Below are 26,257 nucleotides of genomic sequence, written 5' to 3'. Positions count from 1 at the left end.
GTGAATAACCGTTCTGAATAAACACGGCACTGAATCAATGCCTCTGAATCCCGGTGACCAGCCCCAAGGGGGAGGAAAGCCAGACGTGCCAGATACAGAAAATACAGCGACTCCACAAACAGCCATCAACAAACCACTATCAAAAGGTATAGCGATATGTGGTAATGACTCGGTTTTCGGAATAATCACCACCAAAGTTATTTCGGTAATTGATATTCAGCCACTGAAATGCCAGCCCTTTAAACATGCCCTGCTGCACTTTATAGTTTAAAATAAAATCCATCTGCGACTCACGGGCATCCTGTCTGTTCTGTGTGCTGAAATCATCACCATTTATATATTTGACAGCGAAATTCAAGCCCGGCACCAGCCTGTCAAGATTATGACGATAAATCAGATGTACAGATGCCTCACCGGCACGGTTAAAGGTTCCCTGAGTCCAGTTGATGTAATCCAGTACCGGCACGGCACCATCCAGCATTGGAAAGTCAGTGTCTCCTTCCAGTTTCTGATAACCCATGCCAAACGTGTGCGCCCCGTAGTTCAGTTCCTGTAAAAAGCCATAATACTGGCTGTCGACATTCCCGAGTTTTTCATCGCCTGATTCCTGGCTGCTATAAAACCTGAATTTACTGGTCAGCAGAAAATCTGCGTAATTCTGCTGATATTGCAGTCCCACTGAAAACTGATCATACAGATCAATTAAATTGCCATAATAAAGGTTCAGTCTGGTTTTCTGTGTGGCATCAACATTGACATCCACATAGTTCAGTCCATCTGAGTCGGTATTTTTTACCGATAATTTTCTGAATTTTCCTTCATTGCGCGGTGAAAATTTATTGATCCGCCCCATTTCAAGTTCGGTATTGTGGGGAAATTTACCTTTATAGACCACGCCGTCATAAATGGTGACCAGCTGGCGGCTGTAATCTGTAGTCGCCAGCGGCGTATCCAGCCACTGTTCACCCCAGCTCAACTGATGCTGCTGATATTTCAGTCCAATGGATCCCGCTACTTTGTTATAGTTTTCTGCCTGTTTCTGATTTTCCGTATCAAAGGGCAGAATCATATCATTCAGATGTTTGTCCTGACTCAGCCGCTGTGCATACTGCACCGATCCTGTAAACAGTACATCCAGGTCTGAAGCCACTTGCTGACTACCTTTCAGCTTAGCAGTAATGCCCTGACTCCAGCTACCACGGTCCGGCTGATTGTCCCGGGCATCCCGTTCTGCGTAAAGATTTCTGAGTAAAATTTCAGCCTCGATATTTTCTGCGGACAAAGCCGGGCTTATTCCCCCTATTCCGGCAAGAATAGGAAGCCATTTCCATGTATTCATTATAATAATCCTTTTAAGTTTCTTTTTTCTTCACTGTCCTGAAACCAACATGACTGATTGCCAGATTGGCTTCCTGGGATTGTCTGGCAGTCGCCCGGTATCGCGCACAGTAATTCTCTGCACACAGATATGAGCCGCCCTTGATGGTGTAATGATTTGCAATTCCGGCGCTACCGCCTTTCAGCTGTTCATGATTTCCCAGGTGATCATCATGACTGCCTGAAAATGGGGAACCGGTATATTCCCAGACATTTCCCATCATGTCGTATAGGCCAAACGGATTCGGCGCATAGCAACCGACCGGTGCGACATCCTCAAAACCGTCTTTTACTTCATTGTCATAAGGGAACTGACCCTGCCATACATTAGCGCTGATATGCCCGTCATGATCATGCATGGACACATCCCGTTCATGGCTGAATGCTTTTGCAGCATATTCCCATTGCTCTTCGGTGGGAATTTCACGTCCCAGCCAGTCAGCATAGGCAATGGCATCCTTCAGCGTTACCAGTCTGACCGGTTCCGCAGGCAGAATTTTTCGTGCACTGTGGCTGCCCCACGGCTGACGCCATGAAATACCTTTTTCCAGTTTCCACCACCCCAGTTCCCTGACCTGATGTTCAGGCTGGACAAAGATCGCCGCCTCTCCCTGTTGTTCAGCTTCGGTCACATAACCGGTTGCCTGAATAAATGATTCAAACTGGGCATTGGTGACTTCTGTTGCATCAATATAAAAATCATCCACGGTCCGCTGACTGTTCAGCAGCGATTTTTCTTCGGGATAGGCATGGTTATTGCCAATCTCAAATGAGCCACCCTTGACCAGCACCATGCCTGAATTTTTACTTTGCTGCCAGCCTGGCGGTAAACCGCTATATTGACTGCATTTATCACGGTCGCCCAATTGCGGCAATGCTGCTGTCTGCTGCGGTGACGCTGCCGGTTGCCGTGATGTCTGATCACAACCGGTCACCGTCAGCAAGGTCAGTAAACACATGATTTTTTGTTTTTTCATATGACAATCCTGTCATCATCTTTCCGGCATTCAATGTTCAGATCATGGTCAAATCAGCGATCATGAAAATGAAAATAAACCGGTAAGTTTAAACCCTGTTCAGCTGCTGATTACAGCAACATTTTTTATTTTAAAACCAGGCCGACCATTTACGCAGCAATGGTCGGCCGTTCTGATTATTTTAAAAAGTCCGGTTGAATACAGGTGTCATAGAAACAGTTCATCTGACCATATTTAAACCGGATCGGTGCCTCAACAACCCCGACATGCTGTGCATATTTATTCCACTCCATCGCCAGGCCTTCCACTTTGTCCGGATACTGGGCAGAAACATTATGCAGGAAACTCGGGTCAGTTTTACGATTATAAAGCTCCCATTTTCCATTGCCATACGGCGGTGACTGCATCTGAACAGCCCAGTCGCCACGGTACAAGGCACGTCTTGAGTTAAACTCCCATCCCAGTGAACGTTCAGGCAATGGCTGATTTTTAAAGATGGGCAGGAACGATATACCATCCATCGCCAATAGCTGATTGCCCTTATATTCCGTTGGACGCGGTGCCTGGGTTAATTCCAGAATGGTTGGTACAAAATCCTTGACATGAATTAAATCAGATTTCACAGCACCGGATTTAACCAGTTTTGGATAGCGGACAATCGCCGGAACATGAATGCCACCATTTGCAAGCAGGCTTTTAAAATATGGCAGCGGTGTGGATGCCACCTGTGCCCACTGTGGCCCAAGTGTCACATAAGAGCCTTTCTTGCCCATATTTTCCAGGCTGTTATTAAAGTTCTGATCCACCCATTCACGAATACCGTGCTGGTCATCATTGGTTCCCAGTGATTCCGGTGTAGAAGATTCAGCGCCGTTATCCGACATGAACAGAATCAGGGTATTGTCCAATTCACCTGAGCTTTTCAGATAACTGATCACCCGACCAATGTTGTAATCCATGTTATCAATCATGGCGGCATAAATCTGCATGGTCTTGATCTGATCGGCCTTCTGCTGAGGTGTCAGTGCATCCCACGATGGAAATTTATCAAGCATCGGGTTATTGGCCTTCGTACCGGTCGGAACAATCCCCAGCGCAATCTGTTTCTTTAAACGATTCTGACGGATGTATTCATAGCCTTCCTTATAGGAATTTTGATACTTTTTCAGGAACTCATCCGGTGCCTGCAAAGGCCAGTGAGGTGCTGTATAGGCCAGATAGGCAAAAAATGGCTGATTTTTTTTACGGTCATTTTTCAGGTAGGACAACATTTTGTCAGTAAAGAAATCTGTTGAGTAAAAATTATCACCCATCGGCAGCTGTACATCCCTGCCATCTTCCATATAGCGTGCTTTATATTTACCCGGGAACATCGGACTGGTATCCATATGCGATGCACCACCCGGCATCAGGGTAAATGATTTATCAAAGCCCCGGGCGCTTGGCACACTGCTCTTTGTCGCACCCAGATGCCATTTCCCTGTTACAAATGACACATAACCCTGTGATTTCAGAATTTCAGGCAATGTCATCACCTGCTGATTGAGAATGCCCTCATAACCCGGCTTACCCTGCTGTTCAGGCTGTAAATATTCTGCCATCGTGCCAAAACCAGCCTGGTGATGGTCATTGCCCGTCAACAGCATGGACCGGGTCACTGAACAGGTTGGACCGGTATGAAAATTGGTCAACGTACTGCCGTCTTTTGCCAGTTTTTTAATATTGGGGGTCTGAATTTCACCACCGAATGGTTCTGTATCTGAAAATCCCAGATCATCGGCAACAATCACCAGCACATTCGGTTTACTGACTTCCTTGGCATAAGCCAGTTGCCATACCATCATTGAGGGTATAATCACCCCCAGGGCAATTTTTTTAATACCCATAAATACATCCTTTTTAGGTTAAACGAAAAATCCACCATTGACTGGCGGCCATTTAATTAAGCTAATTTTAAAAGTGTTTTAAAAATTGAGTTCAATATCCAGACTGGATGAACAATTATTGAAATACAGTATCCGGTCCATCACTTCGCATTTGATCTGACTCAGATGCTGCCCCTTGCAGGGACCGTCGATACATTCACCAGTCTGAATATTAAAAAGCGCAGAATGATGAGCACACATGATGACTTCATTGTTATAAATTGAAAATTCGCCCTCCCTGTAATCAAGTTGTACGGAAAAATGTGGACAGACATTTTCGTAGCCGAAATACTGCCCATCCCGATGGATCACCACAATTGAAATCTCCGGCCTGAAAGGATGTTTCAGCTTAACCGCCTGTTTCTGATGAAATGCATCGATATGACACAATTGAATCCGCTCTGCCATGCTTAACTGGCCTCAGGCAGTACAAACTGGTATTCAATTAAGTGAAATTGCTGTCCTGCTTCAACAAAATCAGACCATTGCTGATCTGCAATCAGGGTCTGATAGTCCACAATCAGCTGATCCTTTACGCCAAAGACAGTATCTTCCCGCAGGTGATCATCCCCGCTGACAAACAAATGGGTCACCAGGGTCTGATAACCCGGCGCAGTAATCATAAAATGAATATGCGCCGGCCGCCAGAAATGGCGTTTTGCATAATTGAGTAATTCGCCTACCGTACCATCAGAAGGAATCTGATAACTGATGGGTAAAATGGATTTAAGTGCATAGGCACCATCCGGCTGACTGATAAAGGCACCACGCATATTTGAAATGCTCTGTGCCGGATCCTGCCCGGAGTACATGCCATTGTCTGCAGTCTGCCACACTTCAATCTTAGCCCCGGCAACGGGCTGCTGTTGCTGATTCAGAATATTTCCCCGAATAATCAGGGGAGGCTGCGACGTCTCTTCCTCAATAATACTGTCCTTATATTCCCTGAGCGGCATATTGGGAATAAAGAAAGGACCAAATACCGTGCTTGGTGTCTGTTCAGCACTTTTTGAATGATTGATTTCATCCACAAGCATTGAAAGCCCCATGACATCCGAGAGTAAAATATATTCCTGACGGTGTTCATCACACTTTTGTCCTGTTCTGGTCAGGAAATCAATCGTCTTTTCCCATTCCTGCTGAGTCAGCTGAACTTCATTCACAAATTGATGAAGTGTCCGGGTCAACTGCTGGATCAGAAATTTATTACGCTCAGATTCAATTTTACCAAAACTGTCTATAGCACTCTGAGTCACTTTATTCATATAAAAATCCTTTTAAAGCGATGGGTATTAACCTGGCGGTAAACCTGCATAAGCAAGCTTCAGCAATGCCTCCAGTTCTGCCTGATCATAAGGACGTGGGTTGTAATATGGGTTGGCACAGGTAATTCGTGCCACCTCCTGAGGACCATCCTCAGGTAAGCCGATATCTTTTAAGGCCAATGGAATATTGAGTTGCTGATTCAGTTGATAAATCAGTTGCCCGACCTGTTCATGGCTGGTACCACCCAGCGCTTTTGCCAACTGGTCCATCGCTTCAATATCTGCATTACGGTTGTAATGCACGGAATAGGCCAGGGTAATGGCATGTGCCTGGGCATGCGGTAAATTAAAGGTTCCCCCCAGGGTATGACACAGTTTGTGATGCAATGCCATGCCCACTGATCCCAGACAGATTCCAGCCAGCCATGCACCATAGGTCGCCTGCTTACGGGCATCCAGATTTTCCGGGGACTGGACAATCTGTGGTAATGCCTGACTCAGGGAGCGGATGGATTCCAGTGCCAATAGCGTGATAATCGGATTTTTATCCTGCGCATATAAAGCCTCAATGGAATGCGCCATTGCATTCATACCGGAACTTGCCGAAATATCGGCGGGCAGGGTCAGACTTAATTCAGGATCATAAATCACCACCTTCGGCAGCACCCGAATGTCTTTTCCGGTCTTTTTCAGCTTGTTTTCAGTCAGTCCGTAAACTGTGGTCATTTCACTGCCGGCGTAGGTGGTTGGAATGGCCACAATCGGAATACCGGTCTTTAATGCAATTGCCTTGGCCAGGCCAATGGTTGACCCACCACCCAGCGCAAGACAACAGTCAATATTTTTATTCAGGGCAGTTGCAACCGCCTGGTCTGCAACTTCAACGGGAACATGCATGACCGCATGCGGATAAACCTCTGCGGTTAAGTCCCCAAGTTGCTCTGCCATGGCCAGTCCCGATTTATTTTGTTCCGGCGTAGTAATCACCATCACGGACGAATAACCCTGTTCGGTCAGAATGGATCTGACTTTACTGGATTCGCCCTGTCCAAAATAAACCTGAACAGGTAAAGCCCTGTAATAAAAATCTTCAATCATGATGTGCCCCGCTCCAGGTGAGGTGGAATTTTCGCATCGATATTGACCCAGACAGATTTTGCTTCCGTATAATCATGGATGGATTCAAATCCCATTTCACGACCATACCCTGATTTACCCACACCGCCAAACGGACTGCCTGGATTGACACGTTTATAGCTGTTTATCCAGCACATACCGACTTTAATTTTTCGGGCCAGACTGTGCGCACGCTGTAGATTACTGGTCCATAAACCACTGCCCAGACCATATTCGGTACTATTGGCCATTGCCAGTGCTTCTGCATCATCCTTAAAGCGCATGACCGCCACAAACGGACCAAAGACTTCTTCCTGAGCCACGCGATCCATCGGTTTTGCTTCCACAATGGTCGGCAATACGTAGAATCCATTTTTCAGATTTTCATCTTCAGGCACTGTGCCACCCAATAAAATTTTCCCACCCTGCTCTACAGCAATCTTTGCATAAGACAACACTTTAGTGCGGTGCAGCTCTGAAGTCAGAGGGCCCATTTCAGTATTTGCATCCATGGGATTGCCCAGACGAATGGTTTTTGCCAGTGCAATGAATTTGTCCAGGAACTGATCGGCAATGCTTTCATGCAACATCAGACGTGAACCCGCAATACAGGCCTGCCCCTGATTATGAAAAATTGCCCAGATTGCGCCGTTGACGGCAGCGTCAATATTGGCATCTTCAAAGACAATATTTGCACCTTTTCCACCCAGTTCAAGCTGAATGCGTTTCAAATTACCGGTAGAGGCATTGACAATATTCCGGCCGGTCTGTGTAGAACCAGTAAAGGAAATCTTACCAACATCCGGGTGCTCTGCCAGCCGCTGACCTGCAGTATAGCCATAACCTGGCACAATATTGACCACACCATCAGGGAAACCAGCCTGTTTAATCAGTTCTGCAATCCTTAATGTGGATAACGGGGTAATTTCAGATGGCTTCATGACCACCACATTACCGGCAGCCAGTGCCGGACCCAGTTTCCAGCTGGTAAACATCAACGGAAAATTCCACGGCACAATCTGCCCGACCACACCAATCGGTTCACGTGTCACATAATTGAGGAAACCCTGCTCCACCGGAATGACGCTGCCTTCAATCTTGTCAGCCATGCCGGCAAAATAGCGGAAACAGGCCACGGTACGCGGCACATCCAGACGACGTGAATCACGAATCGGATGTCCGGTGTCCAATGATTCCAGCTGGGCCAGTTCTTCCGTATGCTCTTCGATCAAATCGGCCAGCTTAAACAGCAAACGGCCACGTTCTGCCGCAGGCATTTCAGACCAGGCCGGAAATGCCTTTTGTGCAGCACTGACGGCAAGATCCACATCTTCTGCTTCTGCCGCAGCAATACGGGTAATTAATTCACCTGTTGCGGGATTCAGCACATCAATGGTACCGCCATTTTTTGCAGCCACAAATTCGCCATTAATAAATAATTGCGTATTGATATTCATCGCACTGTTTTTTTCAGGCGCAGCTGAACCTTCAATCGATACTTGAGTATTCATTTTGTTACCTATATTTGAGAACCAATCATAAAGAGCAGCCCAAATGATCGTGCTTAAAAACTCACGGGATATGGCGGCAGTTCACCTGATGCATATTTTTCAGGTAAATCCGGCGTTGCATTTTCCCAGACCAACAACATGGAACGTTTAGTGGAATAACCCTGATGACGAATATCAGCAGGCATGGCGCAGATATCTCCCGCTTTCATGACAATACGGGCAAACGGACTGCCATCATTTTTGTCTGCAATATCCCAGGTCAGCTCATCTGACATTTGCAGGAACCATTCCACACGGTCATTGCCGTGGAAAATCGGCAGAATATATTCCTCAGTTGTCGGGCAGAACAGGCTGGCCTTACAGACTGAAGTCACGGAAGGATTCCAGGTCACATCTGAACGTGACAGGTATTTAAATAAATTAAATGCGCCCAACTGACCTTCAAAGCCCGGCTCACAGGAAACCAATGGCTCATCCTGTGGTACATCCATAAACTGCCGGTTGACAGGCAAGTCATCACGTAAGGGTGAATCTCCTTCCATACCGGACATGCGTTTGGTGGCAATACGGTAACGATCAATGGCTTCGGCATTATCACCATGCTTACGCCCGAATGCACTGCCGGTTTCCTCCGGTGCAGCAAACGGGTCAAAGCCCTCATTAACCCAGTCGTGTAAAATTGCCTTGAATGTGGCCATGATTTTCGGTGTTTCAAAATTTTCCACGTAATCAACACCGGCTTCACTCAGCACACCATTAAAGGTCCCGGCATACATATCGACACTGCCATAATGGTTCTGAGTCCCGACCACGTGGTCAAAATTCACCCAGCCATAAAAAAAGCCCCATGCCACGTCACGCATGATCGCCCTTAAAAACGCGTCGGCAGACATTAAATGAGAATGTTGCTGGCCTTTGGCAGTCCAGCTGATTTTTGCGAAATATTCATCACGGGTCAAATAAAAATTGCCCAGTTTGAACTGCATATAGCCTGTAATGGCATCCTGGCCCGTGACTTCGACCTGCTCGCTTGCGAAAGTATTGCTAATAGAGTTCATCCGTATTCTCCCGTGCTTATTTAAGGCAAATCTCATCCCACTTTTCCAGTGAAAGTGGGCCTTTAATGGTCTGGATCAATATTGTTGCCGGTTTCTGGCTGTTAAAACGATACGCTGAACCTGCAGGAAGAAGGGCCTGATGCCCCTGTTTCAATACAACATAGCCCATCGGTTGCCCATCCGGCTGCTCGCCTGCCAATTGAGTACCTTCAATTGCGCTGTCTATAGCCTGGTTTAATTTCAGAAAATCAACACGAACCTCACCGTCCATTGCAATCACAAATTCATCGTGAGAACATGTGTACCAGGCTGAAGTGCCTTCTGCACGGACTGATTCAATAATATATTTCTGGTTCATACCCACTACCGTCTTATCATACGGTTGTGCATTACCCGCCACCTCAAATATATTTGAAAAGGCATAGTTTGAAGCCTTACCCTGAATCAGCTGGATGGTTCCCTTCTCGTAGTTATCCAGACTACCGAATTTTGTTGTATAAGTATTCATTCCATTTCCTTGACTGTCTTCATGACATACCTAAAAGTAAGTCAAGTATCTGCAGATGACAATGGCATTTTCTCGACAAGAATGTTCGTTATTCATGAACAATAATTTTATAATCATATTCAGCAACTACCATTCAAACCCACTAGCCACGCCCATTAAATAGAATGTAAATATAAAAATCCCACGCAGCAATAAAAAACATTCAACACTTAAACAAAACAATCATTAGCTAAAATCAAACAATAATCAATTATGAAAATTCAGCAAAAAACTTATATGCAATAACAAACACAACACTTCAGCATATCCGGACCATTAAAAACAACAAAATATGCATAACCTCATTCCATGGCATTGGTACCAGCTGGAACAATTAACATCCCGCACATAAAGATCACAACTTTTTATGTGTTTAAAAAACAAACAATCAAATATCCATTATCCGTCATAAAAATTTCATTATTCTTATAGTTTATATTTTTCAGCATCTTATATTTCATTGAATTTAAAATATTTTCATAAAAATACATATTTCTGCACAACACTCACTCCGGCAACACTTCATTTTTCCAACAAAAAATGCAGCGTGAACATTTCACTCCACATGCATAAAATCAATAAAAAAAAGACCATATTCTTTATCATAAACAACTAAACACACAAACTAATCAAAGAAAATAAAAATATTCCATGAAAATCATTAAAAGCAAATATTAAAAATAATTTAAAACACAATTCAAAGAATAGAAAATATAAAAAAATAATTAATTGATGGTTTTAAAATTAACTCAATATTAAATATAAAATTATTCATAATACAGCATAATTTTTTAATTACTCCCAACTGAATCACCCCTGAAATTATACGATGAAAATGTATAAATCCGATTTTATGGCATTTTATATACTTGACACATTTATGACTTTTACTCTTCAATAAATATGATTCACACAGGAACAATGTGTGAAATACGAACAATACTAAGAACAAACATGGACATGGTCGTCCAATGGGAACCAATGATGAAAAGTACATTATTCAACCTGAGTATGGTTGTCAGTCAGCTGCTGCTCTTTTCAGTGGATGCACTGGCAGAACAGCAACCTGCCCAGCCTCAGGGCTGGTTATTTGACCCAGTTATCCATAATGATTATGGCATCAGCGTCTCCGGATGGGCTCAGGCCAGTATCGCAGACAGCAACCATCATGGCCAGCTGACGCCAGCCACAGGCCTGAGACGGCATAATGGATTTACGCTCGACCAGGCCGGAATTATGGTCGAAAAAAAGCTGAACAGTAATCTGATCAGTCGTGTTGGGCCAGTGCCCGGCGAAATGCCTGCAGATTTCAATTGGGGATTTAATATTTCCATGCTCTACGGTGCGGATGCATTTTTCATGCGCACCTATGGACTGGACGAAGACTGGTCAACCAACCAGGTCGGTAATTTCAGATCATCTGACTATTACGTGGCACTGTCGCAGGTCTATCTTGAGTTTTATTTCCCCTACTTCGGCGGCAGCAATCTCATGGCCGGTTTATTTCATTCCCCCCTGGCCCGTGAAATCGGCTTCCCACTTCCGAGCCCGATGCCGACAGAGTTTTATACCCGGGCTTACAGTTTCATGCACGCCCCCGGCAAACACGCCGGCCTGCTATGGAACAGCTATATTATCAATCAGCCCGACCGTGCAAAACTTTCCTATGAACTTGGTGTAGTGAATGGCTATAACACGCTACAGCATGTAGATGACAACTGGAATGTAATTGCCAATCTCCGCTGGCGCAGTAAGGATTTTGCAACTGCAATTGACTTTGAAAATCTCTATGGCAATAACGCCAATGACTCCATTGCAAAATGTGGTTGTGGTTCACCCTATCCCACAGATTCAGCATTGGCCCAGGACAATTCACTGAAACGCTACCAGAGTTATTTAATCGTTTCACATCAGCTGGATGAAAAGAACACTGTGGTCGCAGAAGCCACCTATGGACGGCAGCAAAAATCACTGATTGCAGATATTTATAATCAGCCGCCGATCGGCATCCCCGCAACAGGCGGCACGGATGCATCCTGGTCAGGGATCAATTTTATTTACAAACATCAGTTCAATGACAATCTGAACACAGCGCTGCGTGCCGAATATTTTGATACCGATGGCGCCAATGTCATGTTGCCGTATGGCGGAGCCTATAAAGCCCTGACCGCAAATGTTGCCTGGTTTCCAGTGTCGTGGATCCGCCTGAGACCTGAAGTCCGTTATGACTGGTACAGCGGGAATGCCCGTCCCTATGGCGCCCGGGGCACTGACAACTATGCGCCTCCATTGGTCAACGGCAGATACGACGATCAGCTCAGTTACTCACTGGATCTTAGCCTGTTCTTCTGACTGGCTTTCTTTTGACTGACTGTTTTGCTTAATTTCCTTTTACTTGATTTTCTCACCCACGGATATGATTTGAGGTATATACAGAATGGATACGAAACAATGGAATACCAATTATGAATGGAAAGCTGTTTTACTGCTGTCCTTAGGCTTTGCACTGGTTGGATTGGATCGCTGGATTATTGCACCATTGCTGCCCTCCATCATGAGGGATTTGTCCTTAAGTTATCAGGATGTCGGTATTATTTTTGGTGCACTGGGCATTACCTGGGGAATTTTTGCCATTATTGCCGGTAATCTTTCCGACAAAATTGGTCATCGAAAAATATTGATTCCATCCTTAATTATTTTTTCACTGGCCTCCGGCTTTTCCGGTGCAGCCACCGGCCTGGTCAGTCTGATTTTTGTCCGTGCCATTATGGGAGTGTCCGAAGGTGCATTTTGCCCGACCAGTTTTGCAGCCACAGCCGTTGCAGCGAAACCTTCACGTCGGGGCAGCTTACAGGGCTTACAGCAAAGTGGTTTCGCATTATTCGGATTAGGCCTGGGGCCAATTATTGCAACACAACTGTTACTGGTGGTGCCGTCCTGGCGTGAAGTCTTCTGGGTGGTGGCCATTCCCGGGCTGATTCTGGCAGTTTTCATGTATTTTATTATTAAAGAACCTCAGGATACCCAAGGCGGACAATTGCTGCAGGCTGAAATTGCCAGTCTGGCGGAAAAACCGAAAGTCAACTGGGGGCAGTTGCTGAGAACACGCAACGTGCTGCTCAGCATGCTGGGGCTATTTTGTACTATGTCCTGTGTATTCGTCATCAGTGCCATGGTGCCACTGTATCTGGAAAACTATCTGAAACTGAGTTCCCAGAATATGGGGATCGTGGTTTCTGCCATCGGCTTCGGTGGCTTCCTGGGGCAATTTCTTGTTCCAGCGGTCTCTGACTGGATTGGTCGTAAAACTGCATGTTTTCTTGGGTTTCTGGGGTCCAGTATTTTTATCTGGTTCTTTGCAAATGCAGATGCCAGTGTGGTCACGTTGTTTACACATCTCTTTATTTTGTCATTCTTCAGTTTAGGGCTGATTGCCTTACTCAGCGGCCCGATTGCAACTGAATCTGCGCCTATCGGCCTGGTGGCTTCATCCATTGGTCTGGTGGTCGGGGCCGGTGAGATTTTTGGCGGCGGTATTGCACCATTTCTATCTGGTGTGGTCGCCGAACATTACGGAATTCAGAATATCTTTTATCTCAGCCTGGTCGGAACCATTGCCGGTATGATCGTCAGCTTATTTCTGATTGAAACTGCGCCACGGAAAAAGCAGGTTGCAACACCTGTTGCTGAATAAACACCAATTTATGGTTGTTGGTTCAGAACCACGCCCAAAAAAATCAGTAAATGGAAGCTCAGACTTCCATTTACCGGTGCTTTCCTTATGATTTTACTTCAGTGTATGACATATGAAATCATGGAATGGACTATTTTCTTCCTTTTCTTTCGCATAATCAGGCATTTTATTAAAATCAGCGATTTTTGAATATTTTTCAATAAATTTATTGCTGACACATAGTCCATCCTTTTATTTTTAGGGAGGATTATAGCCAGATATATTTTTTGAGCTACAATAGTAAACCCTTATTAGATTGCCTGCTATCATGCCAAAAATATATTCAGAAGATTTGCACCTGAAAGTCAGGAATATTGTCAGTCAGCAGAATATTCCCATCTGTGAGGCTCTGGAGGTAATACTCCCCAAAAATAATTGAACTTAAAAGTAGAAAATCGAATACCCTTGATTTAAGGAGATTTTCCATGAAAACATCTAAATATTCAGACAGCTTAATCATGAGTATTTTGAAACAAGCAGAAGCAGGTACCCCGGTACCGAATTTGTGCCGAGAACACGGTATGAGCTCTGCTACGTTCTACAAGTGGAAGAGCAAATATGGCGGTATGGATCATTCCATGATAACCCGACTGAAAGAGCTTGAAGCCGAGAATGCCCGCCTTAAACGCATGTATGCTGATGAGCGCCTTAAAACAGATATCCTTCAGGATGCACTTTCAAAAAAGTTGTGAGGCCAGCTCAACGTAAACTACTTGCTCAACAAGCTGTTGAGCAATATCAAGTCTCTGTGAGTAAGGCCTGCCTGATCTTTGATGTCAGTCAAACGTGCTATCGCTATGCAGCTCAATTAAAGCAGCAGAACGTGGTGATCGCAGACTGGCTAATAAAGCTTACCAGGGACCATCAGACCTGGGGCTTTAAACTTTGCTTTTTGTATCTTCGCAATGTCAGGGGATATGGTTGGAATCATAAACGTATCTATCGTATTTATAAGGAATTGGAACTTAATCTACGTATCAAGCCAAAGAGGCGCATTAAACGGGAACAGCCTGAATCCCTTGCAGTACCGACAGCTAAGAATGAATCATGGTCCATGGACTTTATGCATGATCAACTCAGTGATGGGCGTAGCTATCGAGTACACAACGTGATTGATGACTATAATCGCGAGTCACTGGATATATTGATTGATTTTTCATTACCCGCAGAACGTGTGCTGAGAGGGCTTAATCAATTGATTGAATGGCGAGGTAAACCTAAACGTATTAGAAGCGACAATGGTCCGGAATATATCAGTGAGCTAATGGAAACGTGGTGTGATCAGCATGGTATTGAGCATGTATTTACTCAGCCAGGCAATCCACAGCAAAATGCCTATGTTGAGCGATTTAACCGTACAGTACGTTATGAGTGTCTAAATCAGTATTTATTTCGAGATCTGAGCGAAGTTGAGGACTATACAACTGGCTGGCAGTACTTTTATAATCATGAACGGCCTCATATGTCAGTAAATGGCTGTCCACCTATTTTTAAACAATAACAGGGGCTTTGGATTTTCTACCCATTAATTCAATTAAAAATGGGGGTATTACCTGGAGATCGGTTTTAAGGAAATGTAGTCCTTAATCCACATGTGGCTATACCTTTGACTATAGAGTTGATGCCGTACCAGAAAGTATATTTTGCTATATGAGCCTAATAACTCTTTCCAGGAATGCAACAACGTTCAATATCCATAATTGTCTCAGTTAAGATTTAAGCATTGTGATCCGTTAATTAAATCAGGGTCATCCTTAAGAATACTAATATAGTTATTTTGATATTCAAGAGTCTTTGCCAAGACATCTGCATACATTTCTAAGATTTTTTCATTTTTTAGTTGTGGTTTATATTTTTTAAAAATTTATTAATAATACACATAGAGTCAATACCTTCTGATGAAACCAGTCTATACGTTCCGATCTCCTAACTATAGTTCAATTTTCCCATGTCATAAGAATTGAATAAAGACTCGATTGTATCTAAAGCATATATAAACAGTTTATCATTTATGTCAGATGGCCGATCTGCAGTCTTATACGCTGCCTTATATAAAAAACCTGCCAATTGAATATTACTCGAAATTGCCATAATTCTAGTCTGAACTATTTGTTTATCCAACTCTGCCTCACTAATATGCCTGGTATCTTTTGCACTACTGCAAGATGACATAGAACATGCCAATAAAATTATACAAAATAACTTTTGCATTAATAATAATCCCCGGATTGCTTATAAAACTCTTCTATTCTCGGCGTCTGATACCCTTCTGATCTGCATAAATTATATGCTTGCCGGTTCCAATTTTTTCCAAAAATCATTATATACAACCTTTCACTAATCATGAATTGACCACGATTATTTGAAATCTGCCCTGCCCTACCTATATATTCTGCTTTGGAAAACATTCCATACCCTGCAGGAGTTAAACTGACAATATCTTCCATTTTTTTGTAGAAGAGTGTCCACTTCCCATTTATTGAGACACTTCTAAACTGGAGTTTTCCAGTTTCACCCTGTACACCGCAGGGGGTAAATTGCCTAAACTTTCATGTGGTCTTTGCTCGTTATAATCCAAACGCCATAACCACGCCATTTCTCTGACCTGAGTCAAATTCTCAAACAAATACGCATTGAGAAACTCCCGCCTAAACGAACCATTAAATCGCTCAATAAAAGCATTCTGCTGTGGCTTCCCAGGTTGTATATGCACCACTTCAATGCCTTGATCTTTACACCAGTCCAGCAATCGCGCAGATATTAGTTCGGGACCATTATCAACACGAAGCTGCTTCGGCAAGCTACGTTGTTGAGCCAGTCGATCCAATACTCTGACAACACGCTCAGCCGGTAACGATGTGTCTACTTCTATATCCAGACATTCGCGAGTCCCCTCATCAACTATATTCAAGGTACGGAATCGTTTACCGCAATACAGACTGTCACTCATAAAATCCAGCGCCCATTGATGGTTGGCTTGTGCAACCACTTGCAGTGGTCGTGCAATACGCTGGGGCAACGTTCGTTTCTGTCGACGGGGTAAGTTCAATCCCATCTGGCAGTACACTCGATAAACACGTTTATGATTCCAGTCATAGCCCTGCCGACGTATGCGACCAAAACACTTCCAAAAGCCAGACTGGGGAGATTGTTTTAACACCTGATTTAATGCATCAATGACAGCAGCATCCCGTTTGCGCCAGCTCGTACTTTGCCGATAATAGCTGGCTCGACTTAGTCCACTCAGGCGACAGGCCTGTAATACAGTTAACCCAAGTGAAGCCAGAATACGAACGCATTCTCGTTGATCTGCTGTCACCAACCCTTTTTTGAGAACAGTTCCTTCATGGCATGGTTCTCCAGACTGAGTTCCGCAAACATCCTTTTAAGTCTGGCATTTTCTTCTTCCAGCTCACGCATGCGCTTAACGTCAGATGCCTCCATACCGCCGTATTTGCTTTTCCAGACATAATAGGTGGCATTGCCAATACCATGCTTACGGCAGATATCATCCACTTTCATCCCAGCATCTGCTTCTTTCAAAATGCTGATGATTTGGCTCTCGGTAAATCGTGATTTCTTCATGACTGTCTCCTGACCTTATTTAATCAGAAAACTCCAATTATGGATGTCTCAGTTTAAGGGAAGTCGACAAGAGCTCTTGCAAAAGTCAAAATTTTCACAACTATAAATTATGATTTTTTAACATCCAAAATCATTAAAAATGATACTTTCGCAAGAAGTCTATTGTATTAATTCAGAGTAGTTTTTTTACTTTTTATATTATAGATAAAGGTAGTAGTGAATTTGTTAGAGTCGACTCCTACTCCTATATCATTATTACTTTTAATAAAAAAACTAGAGATATCTGAATAAATAACTTTCGTATTGTTTTCAATTAGACTTTGTAGTGTTATATCGGAACAGTAATCAGGGAGAGATTTATTTACGGAAAGACACGGCGAAATGAAACTATTTATGCTCTTCAATACATCATACTTAGAAGTTTTTTTATCTTTAAGATACTCTGAAAGACTCAACTCCTTTTTATTGGAAAGACTCAGTGTGTAATACTTATTAAAGTATCTTTCTGTTGAGTTGCTGATATTATAATTAATTGAAAAACTTAATATATCTTTACTCTGAAATAGCTTTTTAAAACTGATTTCTGTAGGATACTCTTCATCTGCTCTATCAAAATTGGTTGCGATAAATTTAAAAATAGAATTATTAATCTCTTTAAATTGATTTCCTTTTATTGAAGGATATGAACCATTTAATTGAAGATTATGATTTGGTTTAACATCATTGCTAATTAAGTAGTTATTTGTTTTTGCATGTCCTATAGTTATGTATAAAAAACCCATAAATATTAAACTGAATATTTTAAACTTCATGCTGCTTTCCAAAAAATAGTATGACCTGCTGTTACTTTAGCAGTTAGTGATTTACTAACGTTGCTACCCGTGTTGTATTCAAAATTACCACTCGCCCAATTTATATTATCTTTAAAAACTTTTGCAGGAATTTCATAAAAAATACCACCATATTTAACTCGCCCTTTAGGATATTCCTTCAATGATCCAGCTAAAAATTCATCATATATTGCTTTAGGAATTATGATTTTTTTATATTCTCTAAATTTAGCATGTGGTTTATTTGTATTATTTTTATATTTATACGGACTTTCTAACCCCCATGCTAAGAAATCTGTTCCATCCCAATGTGTTGCCCCACCTGCAGGATCTTCCTCTCCTAGACAAACTTTTAAAACACCTTTACGTGCAAGTCCATATTTAGGGTCTTCTAATTTTCCACTATTTGGTTTATCTGGTAAGGGGGTCTTTGTTCCTGTGGGCATAGTGGAATAGCCTGACATTAATAATGAATGTAAATCCTTTTTTACTTGTTTTGCGTAATTTTTAGCAGTGAAAGCAATATATATACATTCTATGGTCGCTGTTCCTGATTCATGTGAAACAACCCTTGAACATTCTTGGAATTTTTTATGAGTAATATTTGCATATTGGGGAGAGATAAATTCGCTATCTGATTTCTTTCCATTACAAGCATATACATCTTCTAAATTACCTTTCCCATTAGAAATTCTCCCTTCATATAATCCTGTTTCTATATTGTAGTAATAACCATTCAAAAGCTCATTATTACTATCCATTAAATTATTATTGATATTTTGTTGGGAACTAATAGGCTGAAAAATAGGAGTAGAAGAAAGGAAACTTGAACCACCACTATCTCCAACCACATGAGATTGTTGAGGTAAAATTCTCGCACCACAACTGAGTAAATCATTAACATAAGCTACGGGTTGACCATACATAATAATATGATTATGACTTGGCTGTATTGTTGACCAGCATTTACACTGAGGACAGTAGTGACCATCCCCTGCACGTAGAAATAAATTCCCCATTTGAGATGCACGTTGCTGTGTTGCCTGAATAATTCCACCGTGAGTAGTCATGGAATTATGAATCGCAAAACCCTTAACCATGTTGAACATCCTCTTCTCGTTTTAAAAAACCTTCTGGAGCTTTGTCACCTTTAAAAATATTAATAGCAAAAAATTTATTGGGACTATCAACAATTTCGTCACCATTTTCCAGATGGCTACCCACCAATGCAACAGGCTTCCCTTTCACAATACAGGCGCTGCCTGCCCCTGAAACAATTTTAGAGATTGTACCATCTGCATAAATGACATCATCACCGACCCGGGCAACGGATAAACCGTCAATGATTAAACCGCTGACAGATGCCTTCACCAGGCCACTCTCCCTGGATCTGGCACCATTGACCGCCAGGTCGTGAACGGTTCTGGGCTTATTCTCCAAATAGAGTTGTTCAGCTTTTAAAGTCTGCTTAATATCTTCCTCTGACATTTGCTGTAATTGTTCAATGGGTAATTCATGTAAAAAAGTCGGCTTGGCCATTTTTATATCCCTTCCGGATGATCTGACTGAAAAGAGTGAATTAATTATAAGGAAATGACTTTATTTATTAAATCATATGTTTAACACATGCATAATGCAAACTTCAGATGTAACGGATCATTACAGACTGGCTGAAAAGTTCGGTATATGTACATTTCCCCGCCATAAAAAAGATCAGATGCAGGCTTATCATCCTGCCTGTATCTGACCGTTATCATGAATTCACCGCTATGCATTGATTAGTTATTATTCATCTGACAGTGATTCATTGAGTTGTGCAAACTCATCTTCAGGTGTTCCCCTGACCAGGTGATGCCGGCTATAAACCACAAAATAAACAATAAACAGCACATAAATGCCTGCGGAAAGCAACCATATTGCGGGATTCACCATTAAGCCGGCAACCACTGCAGCAACAGACAGCAGCAATGCAATAGCGGAGGTCAGCAGGCCACCCGGAGTTTTATAGGGCCGCGGCAGTTCAGGACGGGAGATTCTCAACCGGATATGTGACAGCATCATCAGCACATAGGAAATGGTGGCACCGAACACCGCCATTAAAATCAACAGATCGCCTTCGCCGGTCAGTGACAGAAGAAAACCGATAATTCCAGGAATAATAATGGCCAGATACGGTGTCTTATTCTGATTGGTCAATGACAGACGCTTTGGCAGATAACCAGCACGGGATAGCGCAAATATTTGCCGTGAATATGCATAGATAATGGAAAAAAAGCTGGCAATCAGGCCGGCCAGTCCCACAAAATTAACAAAAGTTGCCAGCCCGCTTTGTTTTCCGTATACGGCAATTAAAGCATCCACCAATGGCGCACCCGAGTTTTTCAGTGCATCTGAACCTGCAGCACCGGCACTTAAAAATAAGATCAGCAAGGCAAATACCGCCAGAATCATCATGGAACCAATCAGGCCACGGGGCAAAGCCCGTACCGGATCCCGGGCTTCTTCTGCGGCCAGTGGCACCCCTTCAACTGCCAGAAAAAACCAGATGGCATAGGGAACAGCAGCCCAGATGCCAATATAACCAAAGGGAAGAAAGGAACTGGCACCGGTATTTTCGCTCACAGCAATATCAAACAGACGCTGACTGTGAAAATGTGGCAGCATGGCGACAATGAACACCACCAGCGCCACACAGGCAATGGCGGTAATAACAAACATAATTTTCAGGACTTCGCCGGCACCCTTTAAATGCAAGGCCATAAATACCGCATAACACAGCAGATAAATCAGCCACCCGCCAATACCAAACAGGGATTCACAATATGCCCCGATAAACACGGCAATGGCGGCAGGTGCAATGGCATATTCCATGAGAATGGCGGTCCCGGTCAGATACCCACCCAATGGACCAAAAGCCACCCGTGCAAAACTATAACCACCGCCGGCAGTCGGTAGCATGGTGGACATTTCAGACATCGCCAGACTCATGCATAAATACATCAGCGCAGCAATCAGTGTCGCAATGAATAATCCGCCCCAGCCACCCTGGGCCAGGCCAAAATTCCAGCCGGCAAAATCACCGGAAATAACATAGGAAACTCCCAGCCCCACCAGTAACAACCAGCCGACAGCGCCCTTTTTTAATTGTCGTTTTGCAAAATATTCCTGCTGCGTTCCGGCATTTTCCATGTCGGTTTTCTGGTCAGTCGCTGCATGTTTCATGTGATGTAATCCTTATTCATGCGGTTGATCCTGTTCATCTTGCTGAAAAAGAATCCACAAAACTTGACTCTAAAACCCGGCTTCCATCTTCTGAAGTCAAGTTCATTCATTTTTTCTTTTATAAGATCAGATCATTCACCACCACACCATGTGTAGACAACCCAGCCCGAAGGGAGGATTTTATGTCCGTACAGCAAAATGAATTTTTAAGTGCTGAACAGCTTTTATCACTTGCCGGGCAGGCCATCCAACTCTATCCCCCCGAATACAGAGGCACCGTCCGCCTGCTGTGTCAGTCAGAAAATGCCACCTTTTCAGTGCAGACCGAACATGCACGATATGCACTCAGAATTCATCGCCCCAACTATCATTCCAGGCAGGATATTGAAAGTGAACTGCAATGGCTGCATGCCCTGAATGAATATGGCATTGCTGTACCTCAGGCTATTGCTGATATGCATGGGCAACATGTACTGACCCTGTCACTGACAGATGACATACATCGCTTTGCCGTACTGTTTAACTGGATTGAAGGTGACATGCCAACAGTGGATGTCGATCCAACCGCTTTCCGGCAGTTGGGACAAATTACTGCCCGGTTGCATCGGCACAGCAAAAGCTGGCAACGACCGGACAATTTTCAGCGGATTATATGGAACCATGAAACCATGCTCGGTACAGACGGTCACTGGGGGGAATGGCGTCACGCGCCGCATTTAAAACGGGCAGATCATCCATTGCTGGAAGAAACCATTGCAAATATTGGCCATGAACTGAATGCATTTGGAAAATCGGAGGATCGTTATGGTCTGATTCATGCCGATTTACGGCTGACCAATTTATTGCTGCAACATGAGCGCATTGGTGTCATTGACTTTGATGATTGTGGCATGAGCTGGTTTATGCATGATCTGGCCGCTGCCATCAGTTTCAATGAACATCATGCTGCTGCCCCTGAATGGGTGGAATGCTGGCTGAATGGTTATGAGCAGACGGGGCATATCAGTGATGCAGAGTATCGATTGATCCCGACCTTTATCATGCAGCGCCGTATTCAGATGATGGCCTGGAATGGTTCACACGCACAGACTGAAATGGCACTCAGTCTGGGAGACCGGTGGTCAGATGAAACCGCCCGCCTCTGTAAAAAATATCTGGACAACCAGCTCCCGGTCGGCGTCTGATTATCTGTTCTTTTGCTGCACTGCCTGTCCGTTCTCTCACTGCGTTTTGTCGGCCCGCGATTTGCCTGGTACATATTTTGCTTCATTTATACAGCAATTCAGCCTGCATGAATGAGGTTTTACATGATCCGGAGCAGTTCAACCCAACACCTGACGGCCAGTATGTGCAATCAGGGCGTATTATCAGCCGCAGCATCCGGACTGAGTGACTTTATTGTCAACAAAGGCGCCGATGTAGACCGGGTGTTTGGCATCAGTGGGATTAACCCGGAACTTTTACTGAGTCCAACCCTCAGTTTACAGCTGCCCAATTATTGCCGGGTGCTGGAACAGGCTGCGGAATTATCCGGCTGTGACAACTTTGGCCTGCATTATGGACAACAGTTTCAGCCTAAATCACTGGGGCTGATTGGCTATATTGGCCTTTGCTCGCCCACCCTTGAAACAGCCCTGCAGAATATGGCTGAATATTTTCATCTGCACCAGAAAGACACGCTGACCCGCATGGTGGACCTGGGTGAATGCTGGCGTCTTGATTATCAGATTCAGCACGGTGCAATTCTGACCCGGCGTCAGGACGCTGAATTAACCCTGGGCATGTTGATGAATGTCATTCGGGAAGTATTGGGTGCTCATTATTCTCCCCGTGAAATTCATTTTGAACATACCCGCCCCGAACTGTGGCAGGAACACAGTAAATTATTTAATGCATCGGTATATTTTGATCAGCCTTTTAACTCGATTGTGCTGCTGAAAAAGGATTTACAACACAGCATGCCCACCAGTGATCCACTGTTACTGACCGTTATGCTGGATAGTCTGCGTCTGTTGAATCTCAGCATGCAGTCACAGCAGTTCAGCGATCAGGTCCGCTCACATATCCAGCTGGAACTGAGTGAGGGTGAACCGGTGCTTGAAAAGGTTGCAGCAGATTTAGGGCTGCGCAGTTATGTACTGGCCCGGCGTTTAAAAACAGAAGGACTGAATTTCAGTGCGCTGGTGGATCAGGTGCGTTGTGAATTGGCTGAACACTATATCGGACAGAAAAACATCTCCATTTCAGAGATGGCTTTGCTGCTTGGATATTCAGAAGTCAGTGCCCTGTCCCGGGCTTTTAAGCGCTGGTTTGGCGTCAATCCACGCCAGTTGCGCCACTGAATAAAACCATCTTATACAACTTATACAACGCTGCTGTCGCTCAGGCACCGAGTCGGGTCAGGGACTGATCAAGCGCTCCCACCAGCCAGTCAATATCCTGTTGCTGGAACGCCAGCGGTGGACGAAGTTTCAGCACATTACCATATGGACCGGCCACGGAAGTCAGAACACGGTGCTGATTTCTCAATTCTTCAATCAGATCTAATGCCAGCAATTGATCAGGCGTCCGGGTAGAGCGGTCCTTCACAATTTCAAATCCAATAAACAGCCCTGCACCGCGTACATCACCAATACAGGCATGTCGGTTCATTAACTGGATTAATTCCGACTGGAGCTGCGCCCCCACCCGCTGACTGTGCGCCTGTAACTGTTCTTCCTGAATCACGTTCAGCACTGCCTGTGCTGCAGCCATGGCAACCGGATTGCCACCAAAGGTATTGAAATATGGAATCTGATCACTGAATGCAGCCAGTACATGGCTTTTTGCCAGTAATCCCGAGACCGGAATACCATTCCCCATGGGTTTGCCTGTGGTAATCACATCCGGGACCACGTCATGACGCCCAAAACCCCAGAAGGCATCCCCGGTACGTGCAAAACCCGGCTGGACTTCATCAGCAATAAAAATACCGCCATTGGCATGTACCACATCCACAGCTTGTTTCAGAAAACCCACCGGCCCGGGCATAACACCATCAGATGAAAAAATGGAATCCGCCAGCAAACCGGCAAATTTAATGCCATGTGCCTTCATGTCATCAATCTGCTGCTGGATCTGCTCAGCAAACCATATCCCCAGATCAACAGCATCCACCCGGTACGCATCCGGCGCCGCAACCAGACGGGTGGTTTCAGCCAGCGCCTGTCCTGCACCCAATGCCGGTGAACAGCCTGAAGTCAGGGCGCTGGTGCCATGATAAGCTTCCCGCGACACAATAATTCCCGTACCGCCACTGTACTCCCGGGCAATACGGATCGCCAGGTCATTGGCTTCTGAGCCGGTACACATATACATGGCACGGTCAATTTCGTGCGGTGTGGTCTGCAGCAATGCCTCGCTGTAATTCAGAATGCCTTCATGCAGATAACGGGTATGCGTATTCAGCATTTGCATCTGCTCATGCACTGCGTTGATGACTGCGGGATGACAATGCCCAATACTGGCCACGTTGTTATACACATCCAGATATTTATGTCCGGCGGCATCCCATAAATATTGCCCTTCCCCTTTCACCAGATGTACCGGATTCCGATAAAACAACCGATAGGATTCACCTAAGACCCTGCTGCGTTTATCCGTGAGTTCGCGGGTTCCTGCATCCAGCGCTTCGGCATGTTCCGCACGGAAACTGTTGGTATCCATAATGGTTGAACGTGTTGTCATGCTTCAATCCTCAGCTCTGTCTGATCCGGCAGCAGATCATTTTGATGATTCTTCTGTATGTTCTGATCATAGTCAGCTTTTGCATTAATCACAATAAAATACACAAATACTTTTTTATACATACCTATATTCGCTTTTTCGTCTTTTACAGGTAATATCTCCCGATCCAGTGTTATTTTAATCCAGCATTTTTTATGTCCGGGAAATTGCTTATGCTGCAGCAAGAGCGTTTACATCGTATTCAGGTATTACTGACCCAGTTACAACAGATCAGTACTGAACGGATCATGACAGAATTAAATATTTCCCGGGAAACAGCACGCCGCGATATGATTGAACTGCAGGTCATGGGGGTGGCCCGACGGGTCCACGGAGGCATGGTCTCGGTAAACAATCCCGCCACGGAGGCGCCGCTGAATGTCCGATCTACCCGGTATGCCCGGGAAAAACGGGCCATAGCCAGAGCCGCTGTTTCCCGTTTGACCGCCGGTCAGAGCTTATTTATTGATTCGGGCAGCACTACTGCCATTCTGGCAGAGGAGCTGCGCAGCCTGTCCGGTTTAACCATCATCACCAATAGTCTTCAGGCAGTCCTGAATCTCAGCATGGCAACAGAGCCGGATTCACTGAAGCATGACATCATTTTACTGGGCGGCCGGGTTCAGCAACGACCGCAGACTCAGGGCGATCTGGTGATTGCAGAGATCCATCGCTATCATGCAGATATTGCGCTGCTTTCTCCCGTCGGTGTCTCTGCTGAATATGGTGCAAGCAGTTTTTATAGTGAAGAAGCCGCCATTGCACAGGCCATGATCAGACAAAGCCGGTACACCATGATTCTTGCAGATCACAGTAAACTGGATGTCATCAGTCGTGTCCGCTATGCCAGCGTGCAGGACATTTCCACCCTGATTACCGACAGCCGGGCCACTGCACAGATTGCAGCTTCAGAATACCGGCACAGTTTCCCGGACCTGGTCATTGCTTAAACATCCAGCACCGGGCAACACTCTTTGTGCAGCACCATGCAGATAAACAGGCCTGGAACGCTGAATTTTTAGTTTTTTACATGATGAATCAAATATTGATCTGATGATTTAAATCTGATCAAACACAGCTCCCCCCATTTCTACATGAAGGGATTGCAACATTTAAACATGGATGAAAGCCCAGTATCCTCAGTTGGATTTTATCGCACTGGGGCAATATGTAGTCTATGCCCACAGCAACGATTAAACCCGGTCATCAATCAGAAAATTGCCAGATCTCTACAGATTTTAAAGTTTGAGAATGACTGATCAAAGTCACATTTGAATGATTTGATTCAGATCAGTTTTTCAGGCCTGCCAGCACACTGTTAATGCAACACTGAAACGTGTCTGCCT

Annotated in this window: 21 protein-coding genes and 1 pseudogene; 6 read left to right on the top strand and 16 right to left on the bottom strand. The window is 44.4% G+C overall.

Translation table 11 applies throughout. The annotated features are described in order from the left end of the window. Nucleotides 1–139: 139 nt before the first annotated feature. From ACT6PV_RS04955 to ACT6PV_RS04915, 9 genes are all read right to left on the bottom strand, one after another. Nucleotides 140–1,339 (bottom strand): OprD family outer membrane porin, encoded by a 1,200-nt coding sequence (locus ACT6PV_RS04955; RefSeq protein ID WP_445115346.1) that lies wholly within the window; start codon nt 1,337–1,339, stop codon nt 140–142. A gap of 13 nt (nt 1,340–1,352) precedes the next feature. After that, nucleotides 1,353–2,354, bottom strand: a complete 1,002-nt coding sequence (locus tag ACT6PV_RS04950) for an SUMF1/EgtB/PvdO family nonheme iron enzyme (protein WP_445115345.1) — start codon at nt 2,352–2,354, stop codon at nt 1,353–1,355. A gap of 176 nt (nt 2,355–2,530) precedes the next feature. Continuing rightward, nucleotides 2,531–4,240 carry an arylsulfatase gene (locus ACT6PV_RS04945; protein WP_445115344.1) on the bottom strand — a complete coding sequence of 570 codons (1,710 nt, stop codon included), beginning with the start codon at nt 4,238–4,240 and terminating at the stop codon, nt 2,531–2,533. Nucleotides 4,241–4,318: 78 nt separating this feature from the next. Next, nucleotides 4,319–4,687 carry a Rieske (2Fe-2S) protein gene (locus ACT6PV_RS04940; RefSeq protein WP_445115343.1) on the bottom strand — a complete coding sequence of 123 codons (369 nt, stop codon included), beginning with the start codon at nt 4,685–4,687 and terminating at the stop codon, nt 4,319–4,321. Between the two features lie 2 nt (nt 4,688–4,689). Then, nucleotides 4,690–5,544, bottom strand: coding sequence for a dioxygenase family protein (locus ACT6PV_RS04935; protein ID WP_445115342.1), 855 nt, complete (start codon nt 5,542–5,544; stop codon nt 4,690–4,692). Nucleotides 5,545–5,571: 27 nt separating this feature from the next. After that, entirely contained in the window at nt 5,572–6,642 is a 1,071-nt protein-coding gene (locus ACT6PV_RS04930) for a maleylacetate reductase (protein WP_445115341.1), read from the bottom strand. Continuing rightward, nucleotides 6,639–8,171, bottom strand: a complete 1,533-nt coding sequence (locus ACT6PV_RS04925) for an aldehyde dehydrogenase family protein (protein ID WP_445115340.1) — start codon at nt 8,169–8,171, stop codon at nt 6,639–6,641. The genes ACT6PV_RS04930 and ACT6PV_RS04925 overlap by 4 nt, the downstream gene beginning before the upstream one ends. Before the next feature lie 53 nt (nt 8,172–8,224). Next, the gene (locus ACT6PV_RS04920) at nt 8,225–9,229 is read right to left on the bottom strand and encodes a hydroxyquinol 1,2-dioxygenase (RefSeq protein WP_445115339.1); all 1,005 of its coding nucleotides are present in this window, start codon (nt 9,227–9,229) and stop codon (nt 8,225–8,227) included. A gap of 16 nt (nt 9,230–9,245) precedes the next feature. Continuing rightward, complete coding sequence (locus ACT6PV_RS04915) at nt 9,246–9,737, bottom strand: hydroxyquinol 1,2-dioxygenase (RefSeq protein WP_445115338.1); 492 nt, start codon at nt 9,735–9,737, stop codon at nt 9,246–9,248. A gap of 1,023 nt (nt 9,738–10,760) precedes the next feature. Here ACT6PV_RS04915 and ACT6PV_RS04910 point away from each other — a divergent pair. From ACT6PV_RS04910 to ACT6PV_RS04900, 3 genes are all read left to right on the top strand, one after another. Beyond that, entirely contained in the window at nt 10,761–12,128 is a 1,368-nt protein-coding gene (locus tag ACT6PV_RS04910; protein ID WP_445115337.1) for an outer membrane beta-barrel protein, read from the top strand. A gap of 85 nt (nt 12,129–12,213) precedes the next feature. Beyond that, complete coding sequence (locus ACT6PV_RS04905; protein WP_445115336.1) at nt 12,214–13,470, top strand: MFS transporter; 1,257 nt, start codon at nt 12,214–12,216, stop codon at nt 13,468–13,470. Between the two features lie 464 nt (nt 13,471–13,934). Next, nucleotides 13,935–15,010 (top strand): IS3 family transposase gene (locus ACT6PV_RS04900; protein ID WP_445114685.1). Its coding sequence is split into 2 segments (ribosomal slippage): nt 13,935–14,187 and nt 14,187–15,010, totalling 1,077 coding nucleotides; the frame shifts between segments, so codons are not numbered across the junction. Nucleotides 15,011–15,719: 709 nt separating this feature from the next. Here ACT6PV_RS04900 and ACT6PV_RS04895 read toward each other — a convergent pair. The 6 genes and pseudogenes from ACT6PV_RS04895 to eat form a co-directional block, all read right to left on the bottom strand. Continuing rightward, complete coding sequence (locus ACT6PV_RS04895; RefSeq protein ID WP_445115335.1) at nt 15,720–15,956, bottom strand: hypothetical protein; 237 nt, start codon at nt 15,954–15,956, stop codon at nt 15,720–15,722. A 29-nt stretch (nt 15,957–15,985) separates the two neighbouring features. Continuing rightward, a protein-coding gene (locus ACT6PV_RS04890; protein ID WP_445115334.1) for an IS3 family transposase occupies nt 15,986–17,094 on the bottom strand; the annotation gives its coding sequence in 2 pieces (ribosomal slippage) (nt 15,986–16,842 and nt 16,842–17,094; 1,110 coding nt in all). A gap of 167 nt (nt 17,095–17,261) precedes the next feature. After that, nucleotides 17,262–17,906: a hypothetical protein gene (locus ACT6PV_RS04885; RefSeq protein ID WP_445115333.1), complete on the bottom strand. Its 645-nt coding sequence runs from the start codon at nt 17,904–17,906 to the stop codon at nt 17,262–17,264. An 847-nt stretch (nt 17,907–18,753) separates the two neighbouring features. Beyond that, nucleotides 18,754–19,024: pseudogene (locus ACT6PV_RS04880) on the bottom strand (PAAR domain-containing protein); the annotation flags it as partial. Then, on the bottom strand, nt 19,017–19,463 hold the full coding sequence (locus ACT6PV_RS04875; RefSeq protein WP_445115332.1) for a PAAR domain-containing protein: 447 nt from the start codon (nt 19,461–19,463) through the stop codon (nt 19,017–19,019). The pseudogene ACT6PV_RS04880 and the gene ACT6PV_RS04875, both read right to left, overlap by 8 nt. A gap of 246 nt (nt 19,464–19,709) precedes the next feature. After that, entirely contained in the window at nt 19,710–21,113 is a 1,404-nt protein-coding gene (gene eat, locus ACT6PV_RS04870) for an ethanolamine permease (protein WP_445117036.1), read from the bottom strand. Nucleotides 21,114–21,328: 215 nt separating this feature from the next. Here eat and ACT6PV_RS04865 point away from each other — a divergent pair, with 215 nt between their 5' ends. After that, entirely contained in the window at nt 21,329–22,330 is a 1,002-nt protein-coding gene (locus tag ACT6PV_RS04865) for a phosphotransferase enzyme family protein (protein ID WP_445115331.1), read from the top strand. Between the two features lie 123 nt (nt 22,331–22,453). Beyond that, nucleotides 22,454–23,488 carry an AraC-like transcriptional regulator QhpR gene (gene qhpR / locus ACT6PV_RS04860; RefSeq protein ID WP_445115330.1) on the top strand — a complete coding sequence of 345 codons (1,035 nt, stop codon included), beginning with the start codon at nt 22,454–22,456 and terminating at the stop codon, nt 23,486–23,488. Nucleotides 23,489–23,528: 40 nt separating this feature from the next. On the opposite strand, the gene ACT6PV_RS04855 is transcribed toward qhpR, so the two are convergent. Continuing rightward, nucleotides 23,529–24,872, bottom strand: coding sequence for an aspartate aminotransferase family protein (locus tag ACT6PV_RS04855; RefSeq protein ID WP_445115329.1), 1,344 nt, complete (start codon nt 24,870–24,872; stop codon nt 23,529–23,531). 212 nt (nt 24,873–25,084) lie between these two features. Here ACT6PV_RS04855 and ACT6PV_RS04850 point away from each other — a divergent pair, with 212 nt between their 5' ends. After that, nucleotides 25,085–25,861 carry a DeoR/GlpR family DNA-binding transcription regulator gene (locus tag ACT6PV_RS04850; RefSeq protein ID WP_445115328.1) on the top strand — a complete coding sequence of 259 codons (777 nt, stop codon included), beginning with the start codon at nt 25,085–25,087 and terminating at the stop codon, nt 25,859–25,861. Nucleotides 25,862–26,257: the final 396 nt, after the last annotated feature.

The sequence above is a fragment of the Acinetobacter sp. WZC-1 genome (assembly GCF_052544965.1).
The sequence above is the reverse complement of the archived record's forward strand: the minus strand, read 5'-3'. Positions and strand labels throughout refer to the sequence as shown.